Below are 20177 nucleotides of genomic sequence, written 5' to 3'. Positions count from 1 at the left end.
ATGCTAATGAATTAAATGACAAAAAACGCTTCTACCTCATCAATTAACCTCTCAAAAGAAATCATTTACAAATTTAAATCATTATTAAAAAAACAATATGAAAACTCTTATAAAAACCGTATTTGCCGTAACTGCCATCGCTTTAGCTGTAACTTCTTGTAAAAAACAAAATGAAGGAAATGAATCTGCAGGTGCTTTGAAATCTGCAAAAAGTACTGCTTCAGTAACCCCTGTAACTTCAAATACGATTTATGGCCACTGGGGAAATCCTAGAGGTGGGAGCTTTGGCTCTATCTATTTAAACCTTAGTCAGTCGGCTAGTTTAGATACTGCTTCTGCAAATGATAGCAGATTTGATATTGTATTAACTGGAACCAATAACTCTTTCGTAGAAGGTGTGAATGGTTATACCTTGGAATATATCCAGGATCCTACCTTGACTTTCGCTACAATTGGTATCGGAACTTCAGGAACTGTGGCTACCACAATTGGAAAAAGCACTACACCATTAGCTACTGCAAATGGATGGTACGCTTACGTTGCTCCAAATGGCAATACTTTGGCTGCTGATTTTTACATCATTGCACGTTCAAACGATACCAGACCTGATTATGCTTTAAAATTCACCTCTATCATTGGAGAAGGTACTGCTACACTTAACCGTGGTAAATACGTGATTCAATACGGAGAAATCCTTTAATATCATCTACCTAATGAGCTGCCGGATCGTTCCGGCAGCTCTATTATTTTAACTCATTGATTCTATCAAATTAAAAGAAAAATGTCTGAATATAAGTTTACAAAATCCTTCCTGTTATCCTGCAGTTTATTGGTGTCTTTTCTCCTCCTTTTTGTTGCTTGTAAAAAGGAATATAAGGCCTTCCCATACCATGATATTGAGCAGTTTCAAGTGAACGTTGATGGACAAAGTAATATTGATGCAGTACTGAAAGGGGATAGCATCATTTTATACTGGCCTCCTTTTATCAATATGCCGGATTCAATTAGTCCGCGCATTACCCTGTCTGAGCGTGCCAGCATCCTTCCTGCCTCAGGTCAGAAAGTTCCTTTTTCTGATAAAACCAGGTATACCGTAACTGCCCAGGATGGGAGCCTTAAAGTGTATCACCTGAGAAGGGTAAACAATCAGCCTTTGCTGAATTTTGAGTCGACAAGGACATTGCAAAGAGGGGGAGTAATGGCATTATCCGGAAAATATTTCGTTCCAGATACCGCCAAAACGAGGGTTTATCTGCTTGACAAACAGAATAGATCGGTCAGAATAAACACCATTGTCACTTTAACGGCTTCCAGTTTTGTTGCCCGAATGCCTACAGCAGCAGTGCTGGATACGGGAACTTATCATATTCAAATGATTAGTGGTTCGAGAATGAAAATCAATGGGCCTTTTAAAATACTGCGCTAGAGGACATAATTTAGCCTGCTAATGTATTATGCCAGGAGGAAGAATCCGGTAATTCTGAACGAATTGCCGGTGTTGTCGTTAACAGGAATTCAGGAAAAGAAAATTAAATGTGAAATAAAATATAGAATAGGATGTGCAAAACGAGAGTGTTAAGTACCAAAGGAGATACAGTAATCAGTAGCTGTGTAGGATGTAAAATGTATTATCTGTGGCATAATAATTTGTTGTTGAATTTCAGTATTGGTGCTTTCCAAGCATTTAGAGGGGTTGTTTTTAGTCTACCTTTTCATAAGAACAGCTTGCCATTTCCTGATGAAGTGGAGCGGATTATTCTGCATACACCAAATGACGACATCTGTTTTGCCTTTTGTTATGAAGAGTTTGAAAGCTTTAAGCAGGCTATAGACGAATCGATCTATATGAATGAGGTATATCAGCTCATGAGCAAGTCCTAAACAAGAGAAATGTAAGCAGTAAACACAAAAAAGAATGAAGATTAAATCAAAGATTGAGGGCTCCGAAGACTGGTTATTCATCGAAGAGATTCCTGAAACCTATGTGGCCAATACACCACTTTCAGAAAAGAACATCAATATTAAAATGCCATCGGTAAACAAATTGGTCAACTATCAATTGAGTTCCGGTGGCTTATTTCTAGTTCATTCTACCATGCAGTTTAATGAAAATGTTAAAGTGCTATCAGAGGTAGAAGGGGAGACCATCACCTCTCAATTTATCTTTTATGGCGCTAATCCGGCAGCAGGGGAAAAGGATGCTGCTAAAAACAGCCGGAGGATGGGCAGTAGACACAATATCCGCTACATTCCTTCTTTAAAAGGGAAGTACCCAATGGTTCCCGGCGTAGAATACAAGTATTTTTTACTGGTACTTTCTAAAGCCTATTACTTTCATTTGATTGATCAGCATTCCTTACTACATACGGATTTTGTAAAAGAGATTCTCAAAGGAAAATACACCTCTTTTGTCGCCAAAGACCTTTCTGTAACCCCGGAAATGAGAAGAGTGATCAATGACATTTGCGAATGTAAGCGCTCCGGAGATTTGAAACGGATGCACACAGAGTCTAAGATTCTAGAGCTTTTGATGCTGCAACTGGAGCAAATGCAATCCGGTATGGAGGTCGAAAGATACCAGATCAAACCCGACGACCTGAAAAAAATTGAGCATGCAAGAGAAGTGTTGGATACAGGATACCGTTGTCCACCCACCATCATAGAATTATCTAAAATCACCACCTTAAATGAGTTTAAGCTGAAACGTGCGTTTAAGGAATATTTTGGCATCACCATTTACGGTTACGTTACCCGTTTGCGGATGGAAGAGGCAAAAAGACTCATCCTGGAAGAGAAAATGAGCATCGGACAGGTTGCCACCGCTGTAGGATTCAACCACCAAAGCCATCTTACCGATGCTTTTAAACGCTACTTTGGTATTTTGCCTTCTGAAGTGAACGTCGGAGTAGAATCTTAGATCCCACATAGCTTAAAACCAGGATTTCTTCCTGCATCCGAAGGCCTTTTAATATCGGCCTGATTTTTCAGCATGGCCCAACAATTCATGGCCTTAAAATGAAGAGTTTTTGACTAAAAACAGCAGCAAAGTTCTGCTGTTCTGTATAATTCTAGATGGAAAAGCCCAGTTACTGCGCAATTCCGTTATATTTGTCTAGCTAATACATCGAAAATCAAGTTTTAATCATTGCTTATAAATGAGTACGAATACAGCAGTTTCTCCATCAGAATTTGAATTGGTATCTGGTTTAGAAATCCACGTACAGTTAAATACAAAATCAAAAATCTTCTCCTCAGACAGTGCTTCTTTTGGGGCTAAACCCAATGAACACATTTCTGCGGTCTCCCTTGCCTTACCCGGCGCACTACCAAAATTGAATAAAGAAGTGGTGGCAAAAGCCGTTAGAATGGGTCTGGCCTTGAATTGTACCATCAATGGGCTGAATTACTTTGACCGGAAGAATTATTTCTATGCAGATCTTCCGAAAGGATACCAGATCACGCAAGACAATAAGCCGATCTGTCAGAATGGTTTCCTGAATGTGACTTTACCGAATGGTGAGGAGAAAAGAATAGGAATCAACAGAATTCACCTGGAAGAAGATGCTGGAAAGAGCTTACATGATCAGGACGATCGTTTCTCTTTCGTAGACCTGAACAGGGCAGGAGTTCCACTAATAGAAATTGTAACAGAACCAGATATCCGCTCTGCGGAAGAAGCTTCTGCTTTATTGTTAGAAATCAGGAAACTGGTGCGTCACCTGGATGTGAGTGACGGAAATATGGAAGAAGGCAGTTTGCGTTGCGATGCAAACATCTCGATCCGTAAATTCGGAACTACAGAATTCGGTACGCGCTGTGAAGTGAAAAACCTGAACTCTGTTCGTAATGTACGCAGAGCGATGGAATTTGAGTTCAACCGTCAGCAGGAAGTAATTTCTGCAGGGGGAAGAATCATTCAAAGTACCTTAAACTTCGACGCAGATCAGGGTACAACTGCCCCGATGAGAACCAAGGAAGAAGCTAATGATTACCGTTATTTCCCTGATCCTGACCTTCCTCCGATCCATATCTCTGCAGAATGGCTGGCGCAAATTAAGTATGATATGCCGGCATTACCAGCAGAAATATCTAAACAATTAGTTGCTGATTTCGGCGTTAATGCTTCCGAAGCGGCTATGCTCTCTGAAGACCGCGGCTTGCTGAGCTATTTTAATGCTGCTTTACCGATCGTTGCCAATAAGAAAAGTCTGGTCAACTGGTTAACAGGATCTATCAGAGCTTTGCTAAGCGAGCAGGAGATCAGCATCGCTGATTTTAAACTGGCACCGGCACAATTGGCTGGACTGATCAACCTCGTTGATGATAAGAAGGTTACGCCGCAAATTGCATTACAACAATTGCTGCCTGAGCTGATGAAACATCCCGAAGCAGAAGCAATGGCTACCGCTGCTTCCCTGAATCTTTTGATTGTAGAGAACAGCGATGAACTATCTGGTTTTGTAGACGAAGTACTGGCAAAATTTGATGCCCAGGTACAAGCCTATAAAAAAGGGAAGAAAGGCGTACTTGGACTGTTTGTTGGTGAGGTCATGAAGTTGGCCAAAGGAAAAGCAGATGCGCAGAAAATAAACGAATTGTTACAAGAAAAATTAAAGTAAAAGAACACAAATGAAGAAACTCGGATATCTGTTATTGATCTGTTTTGCATTTACTGCATGTAAAGATAAGAGCAAATTCACCATCAACGGAGAATTTAAAAACGCAACGCCACAAAGTAAAGTATACTTGTACGGCTTACAAAAAGACAATGCATTGCCTTTGGATTCTACGGTGTTTTCTGAAAAAGGAGAGTTTAAATTCTCGCACAGCACCCCAGGCGTAGATTTCTTTAGAATCTCTGCCGGAAATAGCGAATACATGATTATCGCTAAGAATGGTGATGACATTAAGATCGCTGCGGATTTAGCAGATAAAAACTTGGGCTATACGGTTTCCGGTGCAATGGAAGCCGATAAATTACAAGAGTTAAATACGGTTAAAAACCAGTATATGGCTAAACTGTCTGCAATTCAGACGCAGTTTGAAGATGCTGTAGCAACGCAGCCGGATAAAAGAGAGGCTGTTATGGAGCAATTCAAACCTAAATACATAGAAGAAATCAATGGATTGAATAAAGCAGTATTGAAATTCGCACAGGAAAACAGCAATTCATTGGCTGGTTTTTATGCGATCAACCTGTTAAATCCAGCTGAATTCGAGAAAGAAATGGTGGAATACTCAGATAAAATCAAAAGCAATTTCAATGATAACCCTTCGGTAACAGAGTTTATCACGAAAATGTCTAAGCTTAAATCTTTATCAGTAGGACAACAAGCGCCAGACTTTACCATTGCCGGTATTGATGGTAAACCAGTTAAATTATCAGATTTCAAAGGTAAATATGTACTGATTGACTTCTGGGCTTCCTGGTGTAGACCTTGTCGTATAGAGAATCCAAACCTGGTAAAAGCTTACAATACTTTCAAAGATAAGAACTTTACCATCCTTGGAATTTCATTAGATAAAGACGCTAGTGCCTGGAAAAACGCGATTGCAGCAGATCATTTAACATGGACTCATGCTGGCGAATTGAAAGATTTTGACGGTCCGGTTGTGAGAATGTATGAGGTCGAAGCGATCCCAACTTCCTTTTTATTAGACCCTAACGGAAAGATTATTGCTAAAAACCTACGTGGTGAAGAGCTGGATGCTTTCTTAAATAAAACCTTAAAATAATCCTAAATCCGTGTTAACACACTGGAGTTACTTAACAATTTGTTAACTTGGGTTTAACGGTATATTATAATTGATTACTTAATTTCGTAACAAATATTTAAAGCTATGAGCACCGTAAAACAAAAGATACTGATTGTTGATGATGAACCTGATATCCTTGAATTGATTGAGTATAACTTGAAAAAAGAAGGATATCAGGTTTTTCTGGCTAGTAATGGCCAGGAAGGAATTACGGTAGCAAAGAAGGTTCATCCTGATTTGATTATCCTTGATATCATGATGCCTAAAATGGATGGAATAGAAGCCTGCAGGTTAATGCGCGCCATTCCAGAATTCAAAAATACCTTCATGGTGTTCCTAACCGCCAGAAGTGAAGAGTACTCAGAAATTGCCGGTTTTAATGTAGGTGCAGATGATTATATCGCTAAACCAATTAAACCTCGCGCATTGGTGAGTAGAATTAATGCCATTTTAAGAAGAAATTCAAGCGCAGATGAGGTTTCTGATAATAAAGTAGAAATCGGCGATCTAGTGATTGACAGAGAAGCTTATCTGGTATTTCAAGGCGGACAAAAAGTAGTTTTAGCCAAAAAAGAATTCGAATTATTGTACTTGTTAGCCTCTAAACCGGGAAAAGTATATACCAGAGAATCTATTCTTAAAAATATTTGGGAAGACTCAGTAGTAGTAACCAACCGTACAATTGATGTGCATATCCGCAAACTTCGTGAGAAATTAGGCGAGACTTATGTCGCAACTGTGAAGGGTGTAGGCTATAAATTCGAACTTTCTTAGTATTTTTGTGCAGTATTAAATCCACTGTATTGAAATATCCTTCTTTTAAAGATCTTATCCTATTCGAAAACGATGATTATATCGTCGTAAATAAACCTCCATTTGTAGCCTCGCTGGATGAGCGTGGCGGATCAGGCGAGGTCAATATATTACGTTTGGCAAAGCAGTATTCTGCTGACGCACAGGTATGTCATCGTTTAGACAAAGAAACTTCAGGCGCGATTATCATCGCGAAAACTCCTGATGCCTATCGCAACGTTGCGATGCAATTTGAAAAGCGTAAAGTAAACAAAGTATACCATGCTGTGGTAGACGGACAGTTTACTTTTAACGAGCTGTTTATCGACCTTCCTATCCTTAACGATGGGAATAAGAGCGTTACCATCGACAGAAAAGAGGGTAAACGTGCAGAAACCATTTTTAATTCCATAAAAAATTACCGCCATTATACCCTGGTAGAATGTAAGCCAATTACTGGCCGCATGCACCAGATCAGGATCCACCTGGCTACACAACGCGCCGCAATTGCCGGTGATGATATGTACCGTGGAAAACCGGTATTCTTATCGGCCATTAAAAAGGGCTACCGCATTGCAAAAGATGATGAAGAACTTCCGATTATGAAACGTTTTGCTTTACATGCCAGACATTTGGTGTTTAAAGGATTAGACGGTACTGATATCGTAATTGACGCACCATATCCTAAGGATTTTGCAACACTGATTAAACTACTTGATAAATTTGACGCTTAAACGCTAAGATATGTATGTACGGATGGTAAATTATGTAGACAGAATTAACCAATACCGGAAGACTAAAATCTCGAACAGGAACTTTTTGGTAATTGCAGCATTGATTGTTGGGGTCCTTGCCGGACTTGCAGCTTCGCTGCTGAAAGCCATTACGCACCATATTGAGGAATTCCTGCAAACAGGCTTTCATTGGGAATACAAGTATTACCTCTTCTTCTTTTTTCCCTTTATCGGGATTCTATTGTCGGTTATGTATGTCCGACGGTTCATTAAAAGAGGGAAATTTGAAACCGGATTGACCCCTTTGCTGTACACCATCTCCAGAAAATCAAGTAAGGTAGAACCCCATAATATTTATTCGCAGATCATCACAGCCGCCTTAACGGTAGGCTTTGGTGGTTCTACGGGTCTGGAAGCGCCCATTGTAACCAGTGGTGCAGGGATCGGATCTGTAGTTGGACGTTTCCTGGGCTTGTCCTACAAGGAAACGACGATGCTTTTGGCTTGTGGTGCTGCTGCGGGGATCGCAGGAGCCTTTAATAGTCCGATTGCAGGGATTGTGTTCGCTGTAGAAATTCTGCTCCCAGAATTCAGTATTCCGGCCTTTATCCCTTTGTTGCTGGCTTCGGCTACAGCAGCGGTAGTGGCCAGGTTGTTTTATAACGAACAACTGTTTTTCCTGGTTACAGAAGGGTGGAAAATCGATGCCCTGATTTATTATGTGATTCTTGCCGTATTCATCGGATTTTTCTCCATCTATTTTACCAAAGCAAGTGCTTACATCAAAGGTGCTTTTTATAAGGTTAAACATCCTTATAAAAAGGTGGTTTTAGGTGGATTAATGTTAGGCTTACTGGTATTTCTATTCCCTACATTATATGGAGAGGGATACATCACCATCAAAAATCTATTGGGTGGAAATTACTTCACAGTCATCAATAACAGTATCTTTTCTGGTTATAGTCACCTGCCATGGTTAGTGCTGATCTTTACTTTGGCTACGCTTTTTGCTAAATCCGCGGCAACACTGATTACCCTAAGTGCCGGGGGAAATGGAGGAATCTTTGCACCCAGCTTAATTATGGGTGGCCTGATGGGCTTTATGCTTGCATTTACAGTAAATACACTGGGGATTGCACAACTCAATGTGGCCAACTTTATCGTGGCCGGAATGGCTGGCTCTTTAAGTGCCATCATGCATGCGCCACTTACAGGGATCTTCCTGATTGCAGAAATTACCGGAGGGTATGTGTTAATGGTGCCATTGATGATTGTTTCTGCCCTTTCTTACCTGATCAATCGCAGTAAAAATAAATACTCTATCTATACCAAGCCGCTAGCGGAAAAAGGGGAGTTGCTTTCTTATGAAGACAAGGACTCTACGGTATTGAATATGATGAAATTGAGGTACCTGGTAGAAAAAGATTACCTGATTTTATATCAGGACGACTTGATTTCTGATCGTTTAACCGAGATTCTGCAATCTAAAAGGAGTGTGTTTCCGGTAGTTGCTCAGGAAGACCAAAGCTTTAAAGGTTTGATATATCTGGAAGAGCTTTTGAAAAAAGGAATCAACCACGTAGACCACCTTGATGTAACAGCGAACGACTTAATCGAGGAGGCTCCCGATACTGTTCATATCAATGATCCGATGAGGATTGTGATGCAAAAGATGGAGAAAGAAAATGTATGGGCGTTGCCTGTGTTGACAGAGGAAGACCGCTATCTCGGCTTCGTCTCTAAAACAACCATCTTTAACAAATACCGAAAACTATTGGCCCGACAGGCTGATTATATGGAATAACAAACAGCCAGCTCCTTTTAAAGGAAGCTGGCTGTTTACTTTGGCAGATCTGCCGGATGCTGAAGCTTATTCAGCTGTTCTTTTTAGACCGAATTTCTCAATCTTACTGTAAAGGTGACTGCGCTGAATATCGATATCGTCGGCTGTCTTCGATACATTCCAGTTGTTTTTCTCCAGTTTGAATTTGATGAATTCTTTTTCTGCATGGTCTTTATAGTCCTGGAAATTGCTAAAGCTATCGTAATTCTGACTGATGCTACGTGCTGCATGCTGACCTGTTGCATTAGGATTCGCAGCGCCGATATTGGTGCCACCTCCAGGGTTTGCAAATGCAGCTACATCTTGTTCAGTAATGGCTTTATCACTCAGGATAATTAAACGTTCGATCATGTTGTGTAACTCACGCACGTTTCCGGTCCATGGTAAGGCCTGTAAAGCCAGCATAGCCGCATCACCGATCTTTTTAACCGGCATGCCATATTCCTTGCAGATTTCTTCCAGGAAGTGCTGTGCGATCTCCGGGATGTCTTCTACACGTTCTGTTAAATGAGGTACATGGATATTGATCACGTTTAAGCGGTGGTATAAATCCATACGGAAATTACCATCTTCGATTTCTTTTAAAAGATCTTTATTGGTTGCTGCAAGTACCCTTACGTTTACTTCCAGTTCTTTTTCCCCACCTACACGGCTGATTTTATGCTCCTGTAAAGCACGCAATACTTTGGCCTGAGCGGAAAGACTCATGTCACCGATCTCATCCAGGAATAATGTTCCACCATTGGCCAGCTCAAATTTACCAATACGCTGTTTTACAGCAGAGGTAAAAGATCCTTTCTCATGTCCAAACAACTCACTCTCGATAAGCTCGGAAGGGATTGCAGCACAGTTAACCTCTATTAAAGGGCTGTCTGCACGGTTAGATTTTTCATGTAACCAACGGGCAACAAGTTCCTTTCCACTACCATTGGCACCGGTAATCAATACTCGGGCATCAGTAGGGGCAACGCGTTCAATGGTTTCTTTGATTTTTCCGATACTCTCAGAACTACCTAGTATATCTCTTGTTTTGCTGGCTTTTCTCTTTAATACTTTAGTTTCTGTAACTAAAGTGCCTCTGTCCAGCGCATTTCTTACGGTAATTAATAGCCTGTTTAAATCTGGTGGTTTAGAAATAAAGTCGAAGGCTCCTTTTTTACTAGCTTCAATCGCTGTTTCCACAGTTCCATGACCAGAAATCATAATGAAAGGAAGATCCGGACTATAGGCTTGTGCTTGTTCCAGCACTTCCATCCCGTCCATCTTGTTCATCTTAATGTCGCACAAAACCAGATCAAATTTCTTTTTCTTAATCAGGTCTAATCCATCAACACCATTATCAATATCTTCTACATCGTAATTTTCATATTCTAGGATCTCACGAAGTGTGCTCCTTATTGCGCGTTCATCATCAATTATTAATAATTTTGCCATAGGTATTGCTCATCAATTATTTTAGGAATACGAATATATTATTTTCATTTGAATAAAATTACTTTTGGCGCTAATGATGCAGCCTTTCAGCAGTTTATTCTATAGTAAAAATGTTTGTAATCAAGGCTAAACCCTCGTTTATTTGCCTTTAAGCGCGTTGAGATTTAACAAAAAAAATGCAAGCCTATAAGCCGGGTTCTGTAAACTGATTGCTCAGAGTTTCTACCATTAATCCAGTATAAATGTCACCATTTATCTCTAACGACCTACCCACTAACATCGGACGAGCAGCCCTACATACGTTAGCCTATTTGGTCTTTCAACTCCCGGGGTTTACCAGCAATCCGGTTGCCCGGAATACTCGTGAGCTCTTACCTCACGTTTTCAACCTTACCTGTGCTTAAAAAGCCATCGGCGGTATATTTTCTGCGGCACTTTCCATAACTCAGGTATTCATTCCTAAGCCTCTTCCCGTTAGGAAGCGGGATGCTCTGTGTTGCCCGGACTTTCCTCTCCGATAAATCGCAGCGATAGAACAGCTTGCATTTTTTGTGCGACAAAGATATAAAAAAAAGGCGCTTATTTGCTATAAGGCAAGTCCTTTACCATCTTTGAGATCAAATCATCACTAAGGTCGTAGGTATTAAAATTGCCGGTTTTTTTGTAATAGCGCCATAAAAGTGTTCCGCTAGGGCCATCGTTAATGTTCATAGTAAATGCTGCGTAATAAACTGGTCTATCATCTACCGCAGTGCCTGGTTTAGCGGGATCAACCGGAGGTTTTGGTGGAAACCTGTGTCTAGGTAGCTCTGCAACTGGTCTTTCTACTTCATACATTCCAGAAACTACTGCATCAACACCCAGTATTTTAGCAAGTTCAGCTTTGGTGAATTCCGTTATTTTATCATTGACTTCTGCTCTTTTTAATAAAACATTTGTCGTCTCCACATCCTGCACCTCTACCGACATTTTGCTCGATTTAGTCAGGATAAAGCTATATAAATTCGATTGTACGATGGCACTGGTATTCATTTCAGCAATATGCTCAGCTTCCGGGTCGAAATCAAATTGCTGGGTTTTATACATAAACTTCACGTTTACCGGCAAAATCGCAATGGTTTTATGCGTTTTACTGAAATTGCTCATTTTTGGATTGAGGTAAATTTCTTTTGGAAACCCAAATTGGGCCTGACTAAACGTCGCTATCCCCATAGCTAGGAATAATAATAGTGCTTTTTTCATTTAATCATTTGGTTATAGAAAGTATCATACTGCTTTAGCCACAATTTAAGAGGTTTAGGGCAAATGATGGTTTCATTGATGTGTACAGCAAAGTATGTATAATTTTTTAATATTCAAGACTCAGAGAAGAATCGCATCAAACTATATCCGTAACTATTTAAGAAATAAATGAATTTTAAGAGAAATTTTTATTGCCATTAAAATGCACCTGAAATTTGCAAGATAAAGAGGCTTAGTGTTATACTTGAATTTAATGCCTGAAAATATATAAAGGAATTCCAGCCATTATCGGCCCTATAATAGCCCAATAAAATCCGGCTTTTGTTTTGCTCTGCTTTTGTCTGAGCAAAAGAAGAGCAGAACAGTAGCAAGTGTATGCCAAGAAAAAATATGGGGATATTATGGTGTTTATAGGTAGTTAATTAGTAGTTAATTTCATGGGGTAGATCTTATCGCTTTGAGTTTACATGCGGTTTTCCTTAAAGGTGGCTTTAGTGTCTGTGAATTTGTGGTTTATTTTCTTTATAATAGTTATTATATTGTTTTTATTAAAAATATGTATATTTGTCTTCTTAGTTAACAGATGGTCTCACTTAATTTTATTTTATGACTTTTAACGAATCATTGCGTGGCGAATTTGGAAATGGGGCTTTCTCCATGTCTGAAATTGCTTTTGTACTTGGGCTACCTAAAAAGAATATTCAATATTGGATAAAAGAATTATGGGATGGGAAGCTAGGTAAACATTATGATCATAAATATTCCTGGTTTGAAGGCAGAGCCAGGATGACCAATTTCAAAACACTTATTGAGTGTTATGTATACGCCCAATTGAAGGGATTAAATTTCAGTATGGAAGAGATCTTTAACGCACATCATGTGATCGCCGAACAGTTAAATACTGTGCATCCTTTTGCGACATCCCCCTTGTTTTCGGATGGGAAAAGTATTTTTTTTACGCAGAATGATGGAGCTGTAGTAGGGGTAGATCCCAATGAAAAAGCGGATCACAAACAGATGATCAATTCATTCTGCGATAAAGTGATAATTTCCACTGCAAAGCATTCCAACTGCTTTTATCCAATGGGTAAAGATAACCATGTGGTGATTCACCCTCACCATAAATTTGGAGCTCCAACGATTGAAAATACAAATATACCAGCAGAAATCATTGCAGACCTATATGATGGTGGTGAATCGACGGAGTTTATTGCAGGTTTATATGATTTGTCAATACCACAAGTCGAAGCTGCAATTACTTTTTTTAAACCCAAAGCAGCCATATGATCAGGGTATTAATAGATGAAAACATCTCAGAGCATTTTGCCGAAGGACTTAATCAGTTACAATACCCTTTGAAAAATGATATAGAGCTAACCTCTATTCATAAGGAGTTTCACAAAGGTATTTTGGATGAAGATTGGATTCCAAAATGGGCCCTGCAATCAGGCGTTTTTATTACACAAGATTTAGGGATAATCAATAGCGATCAGGCTTTTCTATTAAAAAATAATATTGTGGGCGCTTTTTTTTTAAAACCACCAAAAGGATGTGATTACTGGGATAGAGTGGAATTGGTGATTAACAATTGGACTAAAATTGTTCGGATCATCGAAGAGGAGAAGGTCCCTTATAAATATTTTATAACACCAAGAAAGATAGGAAGGTGCTGATATTTAGGTGTAAAAAAAGCAGCATCTTCTAAGTTCAAATTAGAAGATGCTGCTTTTTTTATATATCAGATCGAAAAAAGGTGTTTCGGTATTTATCCGTTTATTTACACTTTTTAAGGTCTTCATTAGCCTGTTCAAGTGGATACATTCCCTGGTTATTTCCAAACGAATTGGTAATGTATACCACAATCTTTGCGATATCTATATTGCCCAGGGTTTGGAAATCAGGCATTTTCTCCTGGTATTTTTTACCATGAATGGTAATCTCTTCGCTCATTCCGTTTTTAATATAACAAGCTAGCTTATTTCTATTTTCTTTAAGAAAGACCGTATCTGTAAGAGGTGGGGCAAGGGCACCTAAACCTTCACCTTTGGCACCATGACAATTTTGGCAATACTTAATGTAATAGTCTCTTCCGCTCACATAATACATGTCTTTTTTTACCTGATCTGCGTTTTGGCAGGAGTAAATCATCATGATGAAGGTAAAGAGTATAGGAATCGAGATCAGTAGTCTGCGCATGGTTATTTTTTATCTTCAGCAAGTAAAATGGCCACATCTTTCATTAGCTGTGCTACCTGTTTGTCGTCCGTACCATCATAGGCACCACGCAAACGTTTATTTTTGTCGATCAACATCAACCATCCCTGGTGAATATAACCATCTCTATTGGTGCTGTCTTCCATAACTGCAACCAGGTAATCTTTTTCAGCGATTTTATAGACACTATCTTTTGATCCGTATACAAATTGCCATTTCGGACCATCAACACCTAGCTTTTGTGCGTATTTTTTTAAAACAGAAGGAGTGTCGTATTTAAAGTCGATCGTATGTGAAAGAAACATCACTTCAGGGTTTTCTTTATACTGCTCAAAAATAGTTTTCATATTCCTGTGCATAGTCGGACAAATGGTGGTGCAAGACGTAAAGAAAAAATCAGCGATATAGATTTTGTCTTTGAAAGTGTCATTATTGATCAAAACGCTATCCTGGTTTAAGAAACTAAAAGCAGGAATAGTTTTGTAAACTGTATCCACACCCATAGAACCATCGGCATTTTTTACAGTGACTGCTTCTCTTGGACCTAAAATCGGTAGTTTTTTACTTTCCTGACAGGAAGAAACGAAGAGAGCGAGCGCAAATAGAAACGATGTGGAAAGGGAAAAGTTTAGCTTCATAATTTTTTAACATTGAATTTCGGTAAAGGTAACTAAAATGAAATTAACCCTTTCATTTTGGTAAGGTTTACTATTGCCACAACAACGTCATGAAATGAATATTCCCGTGTTAATCAACGATAAAACGCGGCTTTCGTTGATTTTTCCTGCTTAGGCACCCCCTTTGAACAGGGCCTTGGTAAAATTAGAATACTAATGGAAAATCCAATGATCTTTGTGCGTATTGCTACCATAAATGATATAAAATACGTAGATGAAATAATTCAGGAAACGGAATCTTCTGCTATTGCCCGCGGATCGGGTATCTCAAAAAGAACACCAGAATCGCTGGCCCAGAAGATGAGGGATGAAAAAGCTGTGATTGCGGTCACCAGTAGTGGCGAATGGGTAGGCTTTGCCTATTTTGAAACCTGGGAAAATGATCGGTTTATCTCCAACTCCGGGCTAATTGTGGCGCCAAAATTCCGGAAATCAGGAGTAGCCAGAGCGATAAAAGACAGGATTTTCCGGATTTCAAGAAGGCGATACCCAGATGCAAAAGTATTCAGCATTACTTCAGGAATGGCCATTATGAGGATGAATACTCAGCTGGGCTTTGAGCCGGTCACCTTTGCGGAGATTACCCACGACCCTAATTTCTGGGAAGGCTGTAAAAGTTGCATCAACTATGAGGTGCTGGAAGGCAAGAGGAAGTGTAACTGCTTGTGTACCGCCATGCTATTCGATCCGGAAAAAGTAAAACAAGCAGAGGAGCATCCTTTCTCGCCCGAATCTTACCAACGCTACTTCTCAAAAACAAACCTTTCTTCCTAAACAAATTCAAGATGATGAATTCCATAATGCATACCCATTCAGCAACGAGCGCAGGTCAGATGCCAGACCTATATACCTTATCCGAAGATCCGATACAGCTATTAAAAAAACTGATCGCTACCCCTTCTTTTAGTGGCGAGGAAAATGATACTGCTGATCTGATTGAAGCTTTCCTGCAGCAACACGGTGTTTTTACCTTTCGCAAGCGCAACAACATTTGGTGCTATAACAAGAATTTTGATCCTGCAAAGCCGACTTTATTATTGAACTCACACCACGATACGGTGCGGCCAACAAAAGCCTATAATTTCAATCCTTTTCTCCCTTTTATCCAGGAAGGAAAACTATATGGTTTGGGAAGTAACGATGCAGGGGGATGCCTGGTCTCCTTAATCGCTACTTTCCTGCATTTTCATGAATTCGAAAATCTGCCTTATAACCTTTGCCTGGCGGCAACAGCGGAAGAAGAGACCTCCGGTCAACATGGATTAAAAAGCGTCCTTCCCGAGCTGCATAACCTGTCTTTTGCCATCGTAGGCGAGCCTACGCAAATGGAAATGGCCGTTGCTGAAAAGGGATCGATGGTCCTGGATTGTACCAGTTTCGGAAAACCAGGCCATGCGGCAAGAGAAGAAGGAGACAATGCCATTTATAAAGCCTTAATAGATATCCAATGGTTTTCAGACTTTATCTTTCCTATTGAAGGTGATTTGGCTAGTCCCGTTAAAATGACCGTCACAGAAGTGCATGCCGGTTTACAGCACAATATTGTACCTGGAGAATGTGATTTTACGGTAGACATTCGTTTTACCCATAGCTGGACGCCAAAAGAAATTTTAAACACCATTCAAAACCATACCAACTGCCAGATTAAAGTCAGACCAAATATCATGAAGCCTTCATTTATTGATGGCTATCATCCTTTAGTCATGGCGGGCAGAGAGATTGGGAAAACAACTTATTGCTCTCCAACAAGTTCCGATCAGGGCTGGCTGGATATCCCTTCCTTAAAAATGGGGCCGGGTGACTCAGCCAGATCCCATACGGCCGATGAATACATTTATGTAGAGGAAATCAGAGCTGGAATTGTGACTTACATCTGGATGCTGGAGAAATTATTCAGCAACCAGGACCGCAGGAAATCATTAGAAGGTTAAGTTACTGTGTTTGTATTGAGTAACTTATGAGGCGCTTTAGTGCCATTGAAAAACAATAAATCCTGATGGAAACCTTAGTTGTGTCAGATAATTATTATAATTGTTGAAATTAACGATATGCAAGACACCGTCCTAATCATAGACGACGAGAAAAAGATCTGTAGCCTCCTGGCCAGGATCATAGAGCTGGAAGGATTTAAGGTGTTTCAGGCCAATACCGGCAAGGAAGGATTGAAAACCCTCGCCATGCAGGATGTGAATGTCGTGATCAGCGATGTGAAACTGCCCGATTTTAATGGGGTGGAGCTGGTGAAAGAAATCAAAAAAATCAAGCCTTATGTTGAAGTCATCAACCTTACCGCACACGGAACTATTTCTGATGGTGTGATGGCGATGAGGAACGGGGCCTTTGATTACATCACCAAAGGTGATGATAATGATAAGATCATTCCATTGGTGTATAAAGCCATGGATAAAGTGAAACTTCAGCGTAGGGTATACGAGCTGGAAAATAAGATTAGTAAAAAATACAGCTTTAGTTCCATTCTGGGACAATCGAAGGCGATGAAAGAAGCATTGGATCTGGCTCAAAAAGTGGCTGGCACAGACACAACAGTGCTTTTGCTCGGTGAAACCGGTACGGGTAAAGAGGTGTTTGCACAAGCCATACATTACGAAAGTCCCAGGAAAAACAAGCCTTTTGTAGCATTGAATTGCAGTGGATTTAATCCGGAACTACTCGAATCTGAGCTTTTTGGTTATAAACAAGGCGCATTTACCGGAGCGAATAAAGATAAAAGAGGCCTATTGGAAGAAGCCCACGAAGGAACCTTGTTTTTAGATGAAATCGGGGAGATGAACCTGGATTTGCAAGCCAAGCTGTTGAGGGTACTGGAAAATCAAACCTTTATCAAATTAGGGGATACCCAAACGAGTAAAGTGAATGTCAGGATCATTGCAGCCACAAACCGTGGACTGAAAGAAGAAGCGGATTCAGGCAGGTTCAGATTAGATCTCTATTACCGGCTTTCCGTGTTTTCAATTGAACTGCCAAATCTCGCGCAGCGGAAAACAGATATCATGATGATCGCCAATCACTATTTAAAAGAGTTTTCGGCGAAAGTAAATAAGCCCGATTTTACGATGGACGAGAGTTTTGCGGAGCTGCTCATGAAGCATGTCTGGAAAGGGAACATCCGGGAACTGAAAAATGTGATGGAAAGGGTTGTCATCCTTGCGGATGGCAATGTGGCTACCGCCAATCTGCTGCCTTATGAGTTTCATACTGAAGTTCAGGAAGAGGATTCTATGAAAATGCAGGTGATGGAAAGACAGCACATCAACAAAGTATTAAAACACACCAGAGGAAATAAAACGGAGGCCGCCAGGCTGCTTGGGATTGGTTTAACCACCCTATACCGGAAGATGGAAGAGTATAAAATCAGCTAAAAGCTGAAATACCATCCATTCATTTTGATAAAAAACCCTTCCATTTTGGAAGGGTTTTTTTGTTGCTGATTTTTTGTAATTCCTGAAAAGTTGATTTACGGGCTGAAAACCAATGATTTGTGGTTTTCTTCCTGTTTTTGGTATATGGATTGGCATAGGGTAGTCAAAACAAACAATCATATGTTAACAATCACATTACTGCTCGCCCTGCTCCTTATGGTCTGGGTATTTTACAAATCCATCGACTGGTTCGAAAAAATCTAAAAGTTATGATCGCATTATTTCTTATCGCAATCGCAGTATTTATCTATATGGTATACGTGCTGATTAAACCCGAACAATTTTAATTAAAGTTATGAACACTGAATTACTAGGTATTATTGCCACCTACGCCCTAACCTTGCTCATCGGAATACCTCTAGGTATTTATCTGGCAAAGATGTTTGCAGGTGAGAAAGTCTGGACTGACTTTCTAAAACCCCTTGAAAAAGGAATCTACAAATTATCCGGTATTAATCCGGAGGAATCTATGAATTGGAAACAGCACATGAAAGCGCTGTTAATGATCAATATGGTCTGGTTGGTTTATGGATTTTTTGCCCTGATTTATCAGGATAAGTTGCCATTAAATCCTGATGGTAACCTGGGCCAATCACCGGATCTTGCCTTTAACAGTATCATTAGTTTTGTGGTGAACTGTAACCTGCAACATTATTCAGGCGAAAGTGGAGCGACTTACTTCACACAGCATTTTGTATTTATGTTCTTACAATTTGTGAGTGCCGCAACTGGTATCGCTGCTGCAGTAGTCTTATTTAAAGCATTCAGAGATAAAACAACCACTAACCTTGGTAACTTCTGGGTATTCTTTACCCGTTCTATTACCCGATTATTATTGCCGCTTTCGATTGTAGTGGCAACGATCCTAGCATTTAATGGAACAACCACAAGTTATGAAGGTAAAGATCAGTTCATCTCGCTTCAAGGGGATACAGTTAATGTTTCCCGTGGTCCGGCGGCTGGATTTGTAGCCATCAAACATTTAGGAACAAATGGTGGTGGTTGGTTTGGGGTCAATGGCGCGCATCCATTGGAAAACCCAAACTACCTCACTAATATGGTAGAAGTAATTTCACAGGTGATCATTCCCATCGCAATGGTCTTCGCATTCGGGTACTTTATCCGTAGAAAGAAAATGGCCTGGGTGATCTTTGGAATCATGACTTTAGGGATGATGTTATTGCTCGTACCAACAGTCATCTCTGAAACCGGAGGTAGCCCTAATATTGCAAAAATGGGTGTTAGTCAGCTTACAGGGGCAATGGAAGGGAAGGAAGTCCGGTTTGGGCCTACGGCAACCGCGTATTGGAGTACGGTAACTACTATTATCTCTACTGGTTCGGTCAACTCGATGCACGATAGTGCCATGCCTTTAACAGGGATGTATCAATTGATTGCCATGATGATGAACTGCTTCTATGGAGGTTGTGGAGTCGGGATCTTAAACTACTTCATCTTTATCATCATTGCGGTATTCATTTCCGGATTGATGGTGGGTAGAACACCGGAATTCCTCGGACATAAAGTAGAAGCCAGAGAAGTTAAAATCGCTTCCATTATCGCGCTTTTACATCCCTTTATTATCCTGGTAGGAACTGCCCTGGCCGCTTATACCGTCACCAACTTTGCAGATGTGGATTGGGTAGTGAAACCGGCAAATTGGTTGAATAACCCTGGGTTCCATGGCTTCTCTGAAATGTTATATGAAACCACTTCAGCAGCAGCAAATAATGGATCTGGCTTTGAAGGATTGGGCGACAACAACATCTTCTGGAACGTGATGACAGGCTTTGTATTGCTGCTTGGACGTTTCCTTCCGATCATTGGTCCGGTGGCTATCGCAGGATTATTAGCTTCTAAAAAATACATTCCTGAATCCGCAGGTACGCTAAAAACAGATACCCTAACCTTCGGTGTGATGACTTTTGTAGTGATCGTAATTATCGCTGCACTGGCCTTTTTCCCTGCACTTACGCTTGGTCCATTAGCCGAACATTTCAGCATGATCAAGTAAGAAAAACAGGTAACTATAAAAAACAATAAG

The 20177-nt window shown here is 40.2% G+C and carries 20 protein-coding genes and 1 other RNA gene; 16 read left to right on the top strand and 5 right to left on the bottom strand.

The genetic code is table 11. The annotated features are described in order from the left end of the window. Positions 1-97: 97 nt before the first annotated feature. From R2S10_RS18670 to R2S10_RS18630, 9 genes are all read left to right on the top strand, one after another. Positions 98-700, top strand: coding sequence for a hypothetical protein (locus R2S10_RS18670; protein WP_316841927.1), 603 nt, complete (start codon positions 98-100; stop codon positions 698-700). An 81-nt stretch (positions 701-781) separates the two neighbouring features. Then, positions 782-1426 carry a hypothetical protein gene (locus tag R2S10_RS18665; protein WP_316841926.1) on the top strand — a complete coding sequence of 215 codons (645 nt, stop codon included), beginning with the start codon at positions 782-784 and terminating at the stop codon, positions 1424-1426. Positions 1427-1557: 131 nt separating this feature from the next. Next, positions 1558-1881 carry a DUF6686 family protein gene (locus R2S10_RS18660; protein ID WP_316841925.1) on the top strand — a complete coding sequence of 108 codons (324 nt, stop codon included), beginning with the start codon at positions 1558-1560 and terminating at the stop codon, positions 1879-1881. Between the two features lie 34 nt (positions 1882-1915). Then, entirely contained in the window at positions 1916-2917 is a 1002-nt protein-coding gene (locus tag R2S10_RS18655; RefSeq protein WP_316841924.1) for an AraC family transcriptional regulator, read from the top strand. 238 nt (positions 2918-3155) lie between these two features. Further along, entirely contained in the window at positions 3156-4619 is a 1464-nt protein-coding gene (gene gatB / locus R2S10_RS18650) for an Asp-tRNA(Asn)/Glu-tRNA(Gln) amidotransferase subunit GatB (protein WP_316841923.1), read from the top strand. Positions 4620-4629: 10 nt separating this feature from the next. Continuing rightward, positions 4630-5736 (top strand): redoxin domain-containing protein, encoded by a 1107-nt coding sequence (locus R2S10_RS18645; RefSeq protein ID WP_316841922.1) that lies wholly within the window; start codon positions 4630-4632, stop codon positions 5734-5736. A gap of 105 nt (positions 5737-5841) precedes the next feature. Then, positions 5842-6531 carry a response regulator transcription factor gene (locus R2S10_RS18640; protein WP_062549537.1) on the top strand — a complete coding sequence of 230 codons (690 nt, stop codon included), beginning with the start codon at positions 5842-5844 and terminating at the stop codon, positions 6529-6531. A 29-nt stretch (positions 6532-6560) separates the two neighbouring features. Further along, entirely contained in the window at positions 6561-7283 is a 723-nt protein-coding gene (locus tag R2S10_RS18635; protein WP_316841921.1) for an RluA family pseudouridine synthase, read from the top strand. 10 nt (positions 7284-7293) lie between these two features. Continuing rightward, complete coding sequence (locus R2S10_RS18630) at positions 7294-9087, top strand: chloride channel protein (protein ID WP_316841920.1); 1794 nt, start codon at positions 7294-7296, stop codon at positions 9085-9087. A gap of 66 nt (positions 9088-9153) precedes the next feature. On the opposite strand, the gene R2S10_RS18625 is transcribed toward R2S10_RS18630, so the two are convergent. The 3 genes from R2S10_RS18625 to R2S10_RS18615 form a co-directional block, all read right to left on the bottom strand. Continuing rightward, the gene (locus R2S10_RS18625) at positions 9154-10560 is read right to left on the bottom strand and encodes a sigma-54 dependent transcriptional regulator (protein WP_316841919.1); all 1407 of its coding nucleotides are present in this window, start codon (positions 10558-10560) and stop codon (positions 9154-9156) included. A gap of 171 nt (positions 10561-10731) precedes the next feature. Then, an RNA gene (gene rnpB / locus R2S10_RS18620) (RNase P RNA component class A) lies at positions 10732-11107 on the bottom strand. 32 nt (positions 11108-11139) lie between these two features. Then, complete coding sequence (locus R2S10_RS18615; protein ID WP_316841918.1) at positions 11140-11802, bottom strand: hypothetical protein; 663 nt, start codon at positions 11800-11802, stop codon at positions 11140-11142. 606 nt (positions 11803-12408) lie between these two features. Between R2S10_RS18615 and R2S10_RS18610 the strand changes: the two genes are divergently transcribed. Both R2S10_RS18610 and R2S10_RS18605 read left to right on the top strand, forming a co-directional pair. Beyond that, the gene (locus R2S10_RS18610) at positions 12409-13089 is read left to right on the top strand and encodes a DUF433 domain-containing protein (RefSeq protein WP_316841917.1); all 681 of its coding nucleotides are present in this window, start codon (positions 12409-12411) and stop codon (positions 13087-13089) included. Beyond that, on the top strand, positions 13086-13475 hold the full coding sequence (locus R2S10_RS18605) for a hypothetical protein (protein WP_316841916.1): 390 nt from the start codon (positions 13086-13088) through the stop codon (positions 13473-13475). Before R2S10_RS18610 ends, R2S10_RS18605 begins: the two co-directional genes overlap by 4 nt. A gap of 100 nt (positions 13476-13575) precedes the next feature. Here R2S10_RS18605 and R2S10_RS18600 read toward each other — a convergent pair whose 3' ends face one another. Both R2S10_RS18600 and R2S10_RS18595 read right to left on the bottom strand, forming a co-directional pair. Beyond that, the gene (locus R2S10_RS18600; protein ID WP_316841915.1) at positions 13576-13998 is read right to left on the bottom strand and encodes a cytochrome c; all 423 of its coding nucleotides are present in this window, start codon (positions 13996-13998) and stop codon (positions 13576-13578) included. A gap of 2 nt (positions 13999-14000) precedes the next feature. Then, positions 14001-14654 carry an SCO family protein gene (locus R2S10_RS18595; protein WP_316841914.1) on the bottom strand — a complete coding sequence of 218 codons (654 nt, stop codon included), beginning with the start codon at positions 14652-14654 and terminating at the stop codon, positions 14001-14003. Positions 14655-14849: 195 nt separating this feature from the next. Between R2S10_RS18595 and R2S10_RS18590 the strand changes: the two genes are divergently transcribed. The 5 genes from R2S10_RS18590 (at position 14850) to kdpA (ending at position 20147) form a co-directional block, all read left to right on the top strand. After that, the gene (locus tag R2S10_RS18590; protein ID WP_316841913.1) at positions 14850-15467 is read left to right on the top strand and encodes an N-acetyltransferase; all 618 of its coding nucleotides are present in this window, start codon (positions 14850-14852) and stop codon (positions 15465-15467) included. Between the two features lie 59 nt (positions 15468-15526). Next, positions 15527-16624 (top strand): M20 family metallo-hydrolase, encoded by a 1098-nt coding sequence (locus R2S10_RS18585; protein ID WP_316842067.1) that lies wholly within the window; start codon positions 15527-15529, stop codon positions 16622-16624. A 117-nt stretch (positions 16625-16741) separates the two neighbouring features. Continuing rightward, positions 16742-18073, top strand: coding sequence for a sigma-54 dependent transcriptional regulator (locus R2S10_RS18580; RefSeq protein ID WP_316841912.1), 1332 nt, complete (start codon positions 16742-16744; stop codon positions 18071-18073). Positions 18074-18342: 269 nt separating this feature from the next. Then, entirely contained in the window at positions 18343-18420 is a 78-nt protein-coding gene (locus R2S10_RS24730; protein WP_410479004.1) for a potassium-transporting ATPase subunit F, read from the top strand. 8 nt (positions 18421-18428) lie between these two features. After that, positions 18429-20147 carry a potassium-transporting ATPase subunit KdpA gene (gene kdpA, locus R2S10_RS18575; protein WP_316841911.1) on the top strand — a complete coding sequence of 573 codons (1719 nt, stop codon included), beginning with the start codon at positions 18429-18431 and terminating at the stop codon, positions 20145-20147. The last annotated feature ends 30 nt before the right edge of the window (positions 20148-20177 follow it).

It is taken from the genome of Pedobacter gandavensis, from assembly GCF_032678745.1.
GTDB classification, from domain to species: Bacteria; Bacteroidota; Bacteroidia; order Sphingobacteriales; family Sphingobacteriaceae; genus Pedobacter; species Pedobacter gandavensis_C.
The sequence above is the reverse complement of the archived record's forward strand: the minus strand, read 5'-3'. Positions and strand labels throughout refer to the sequence as shown.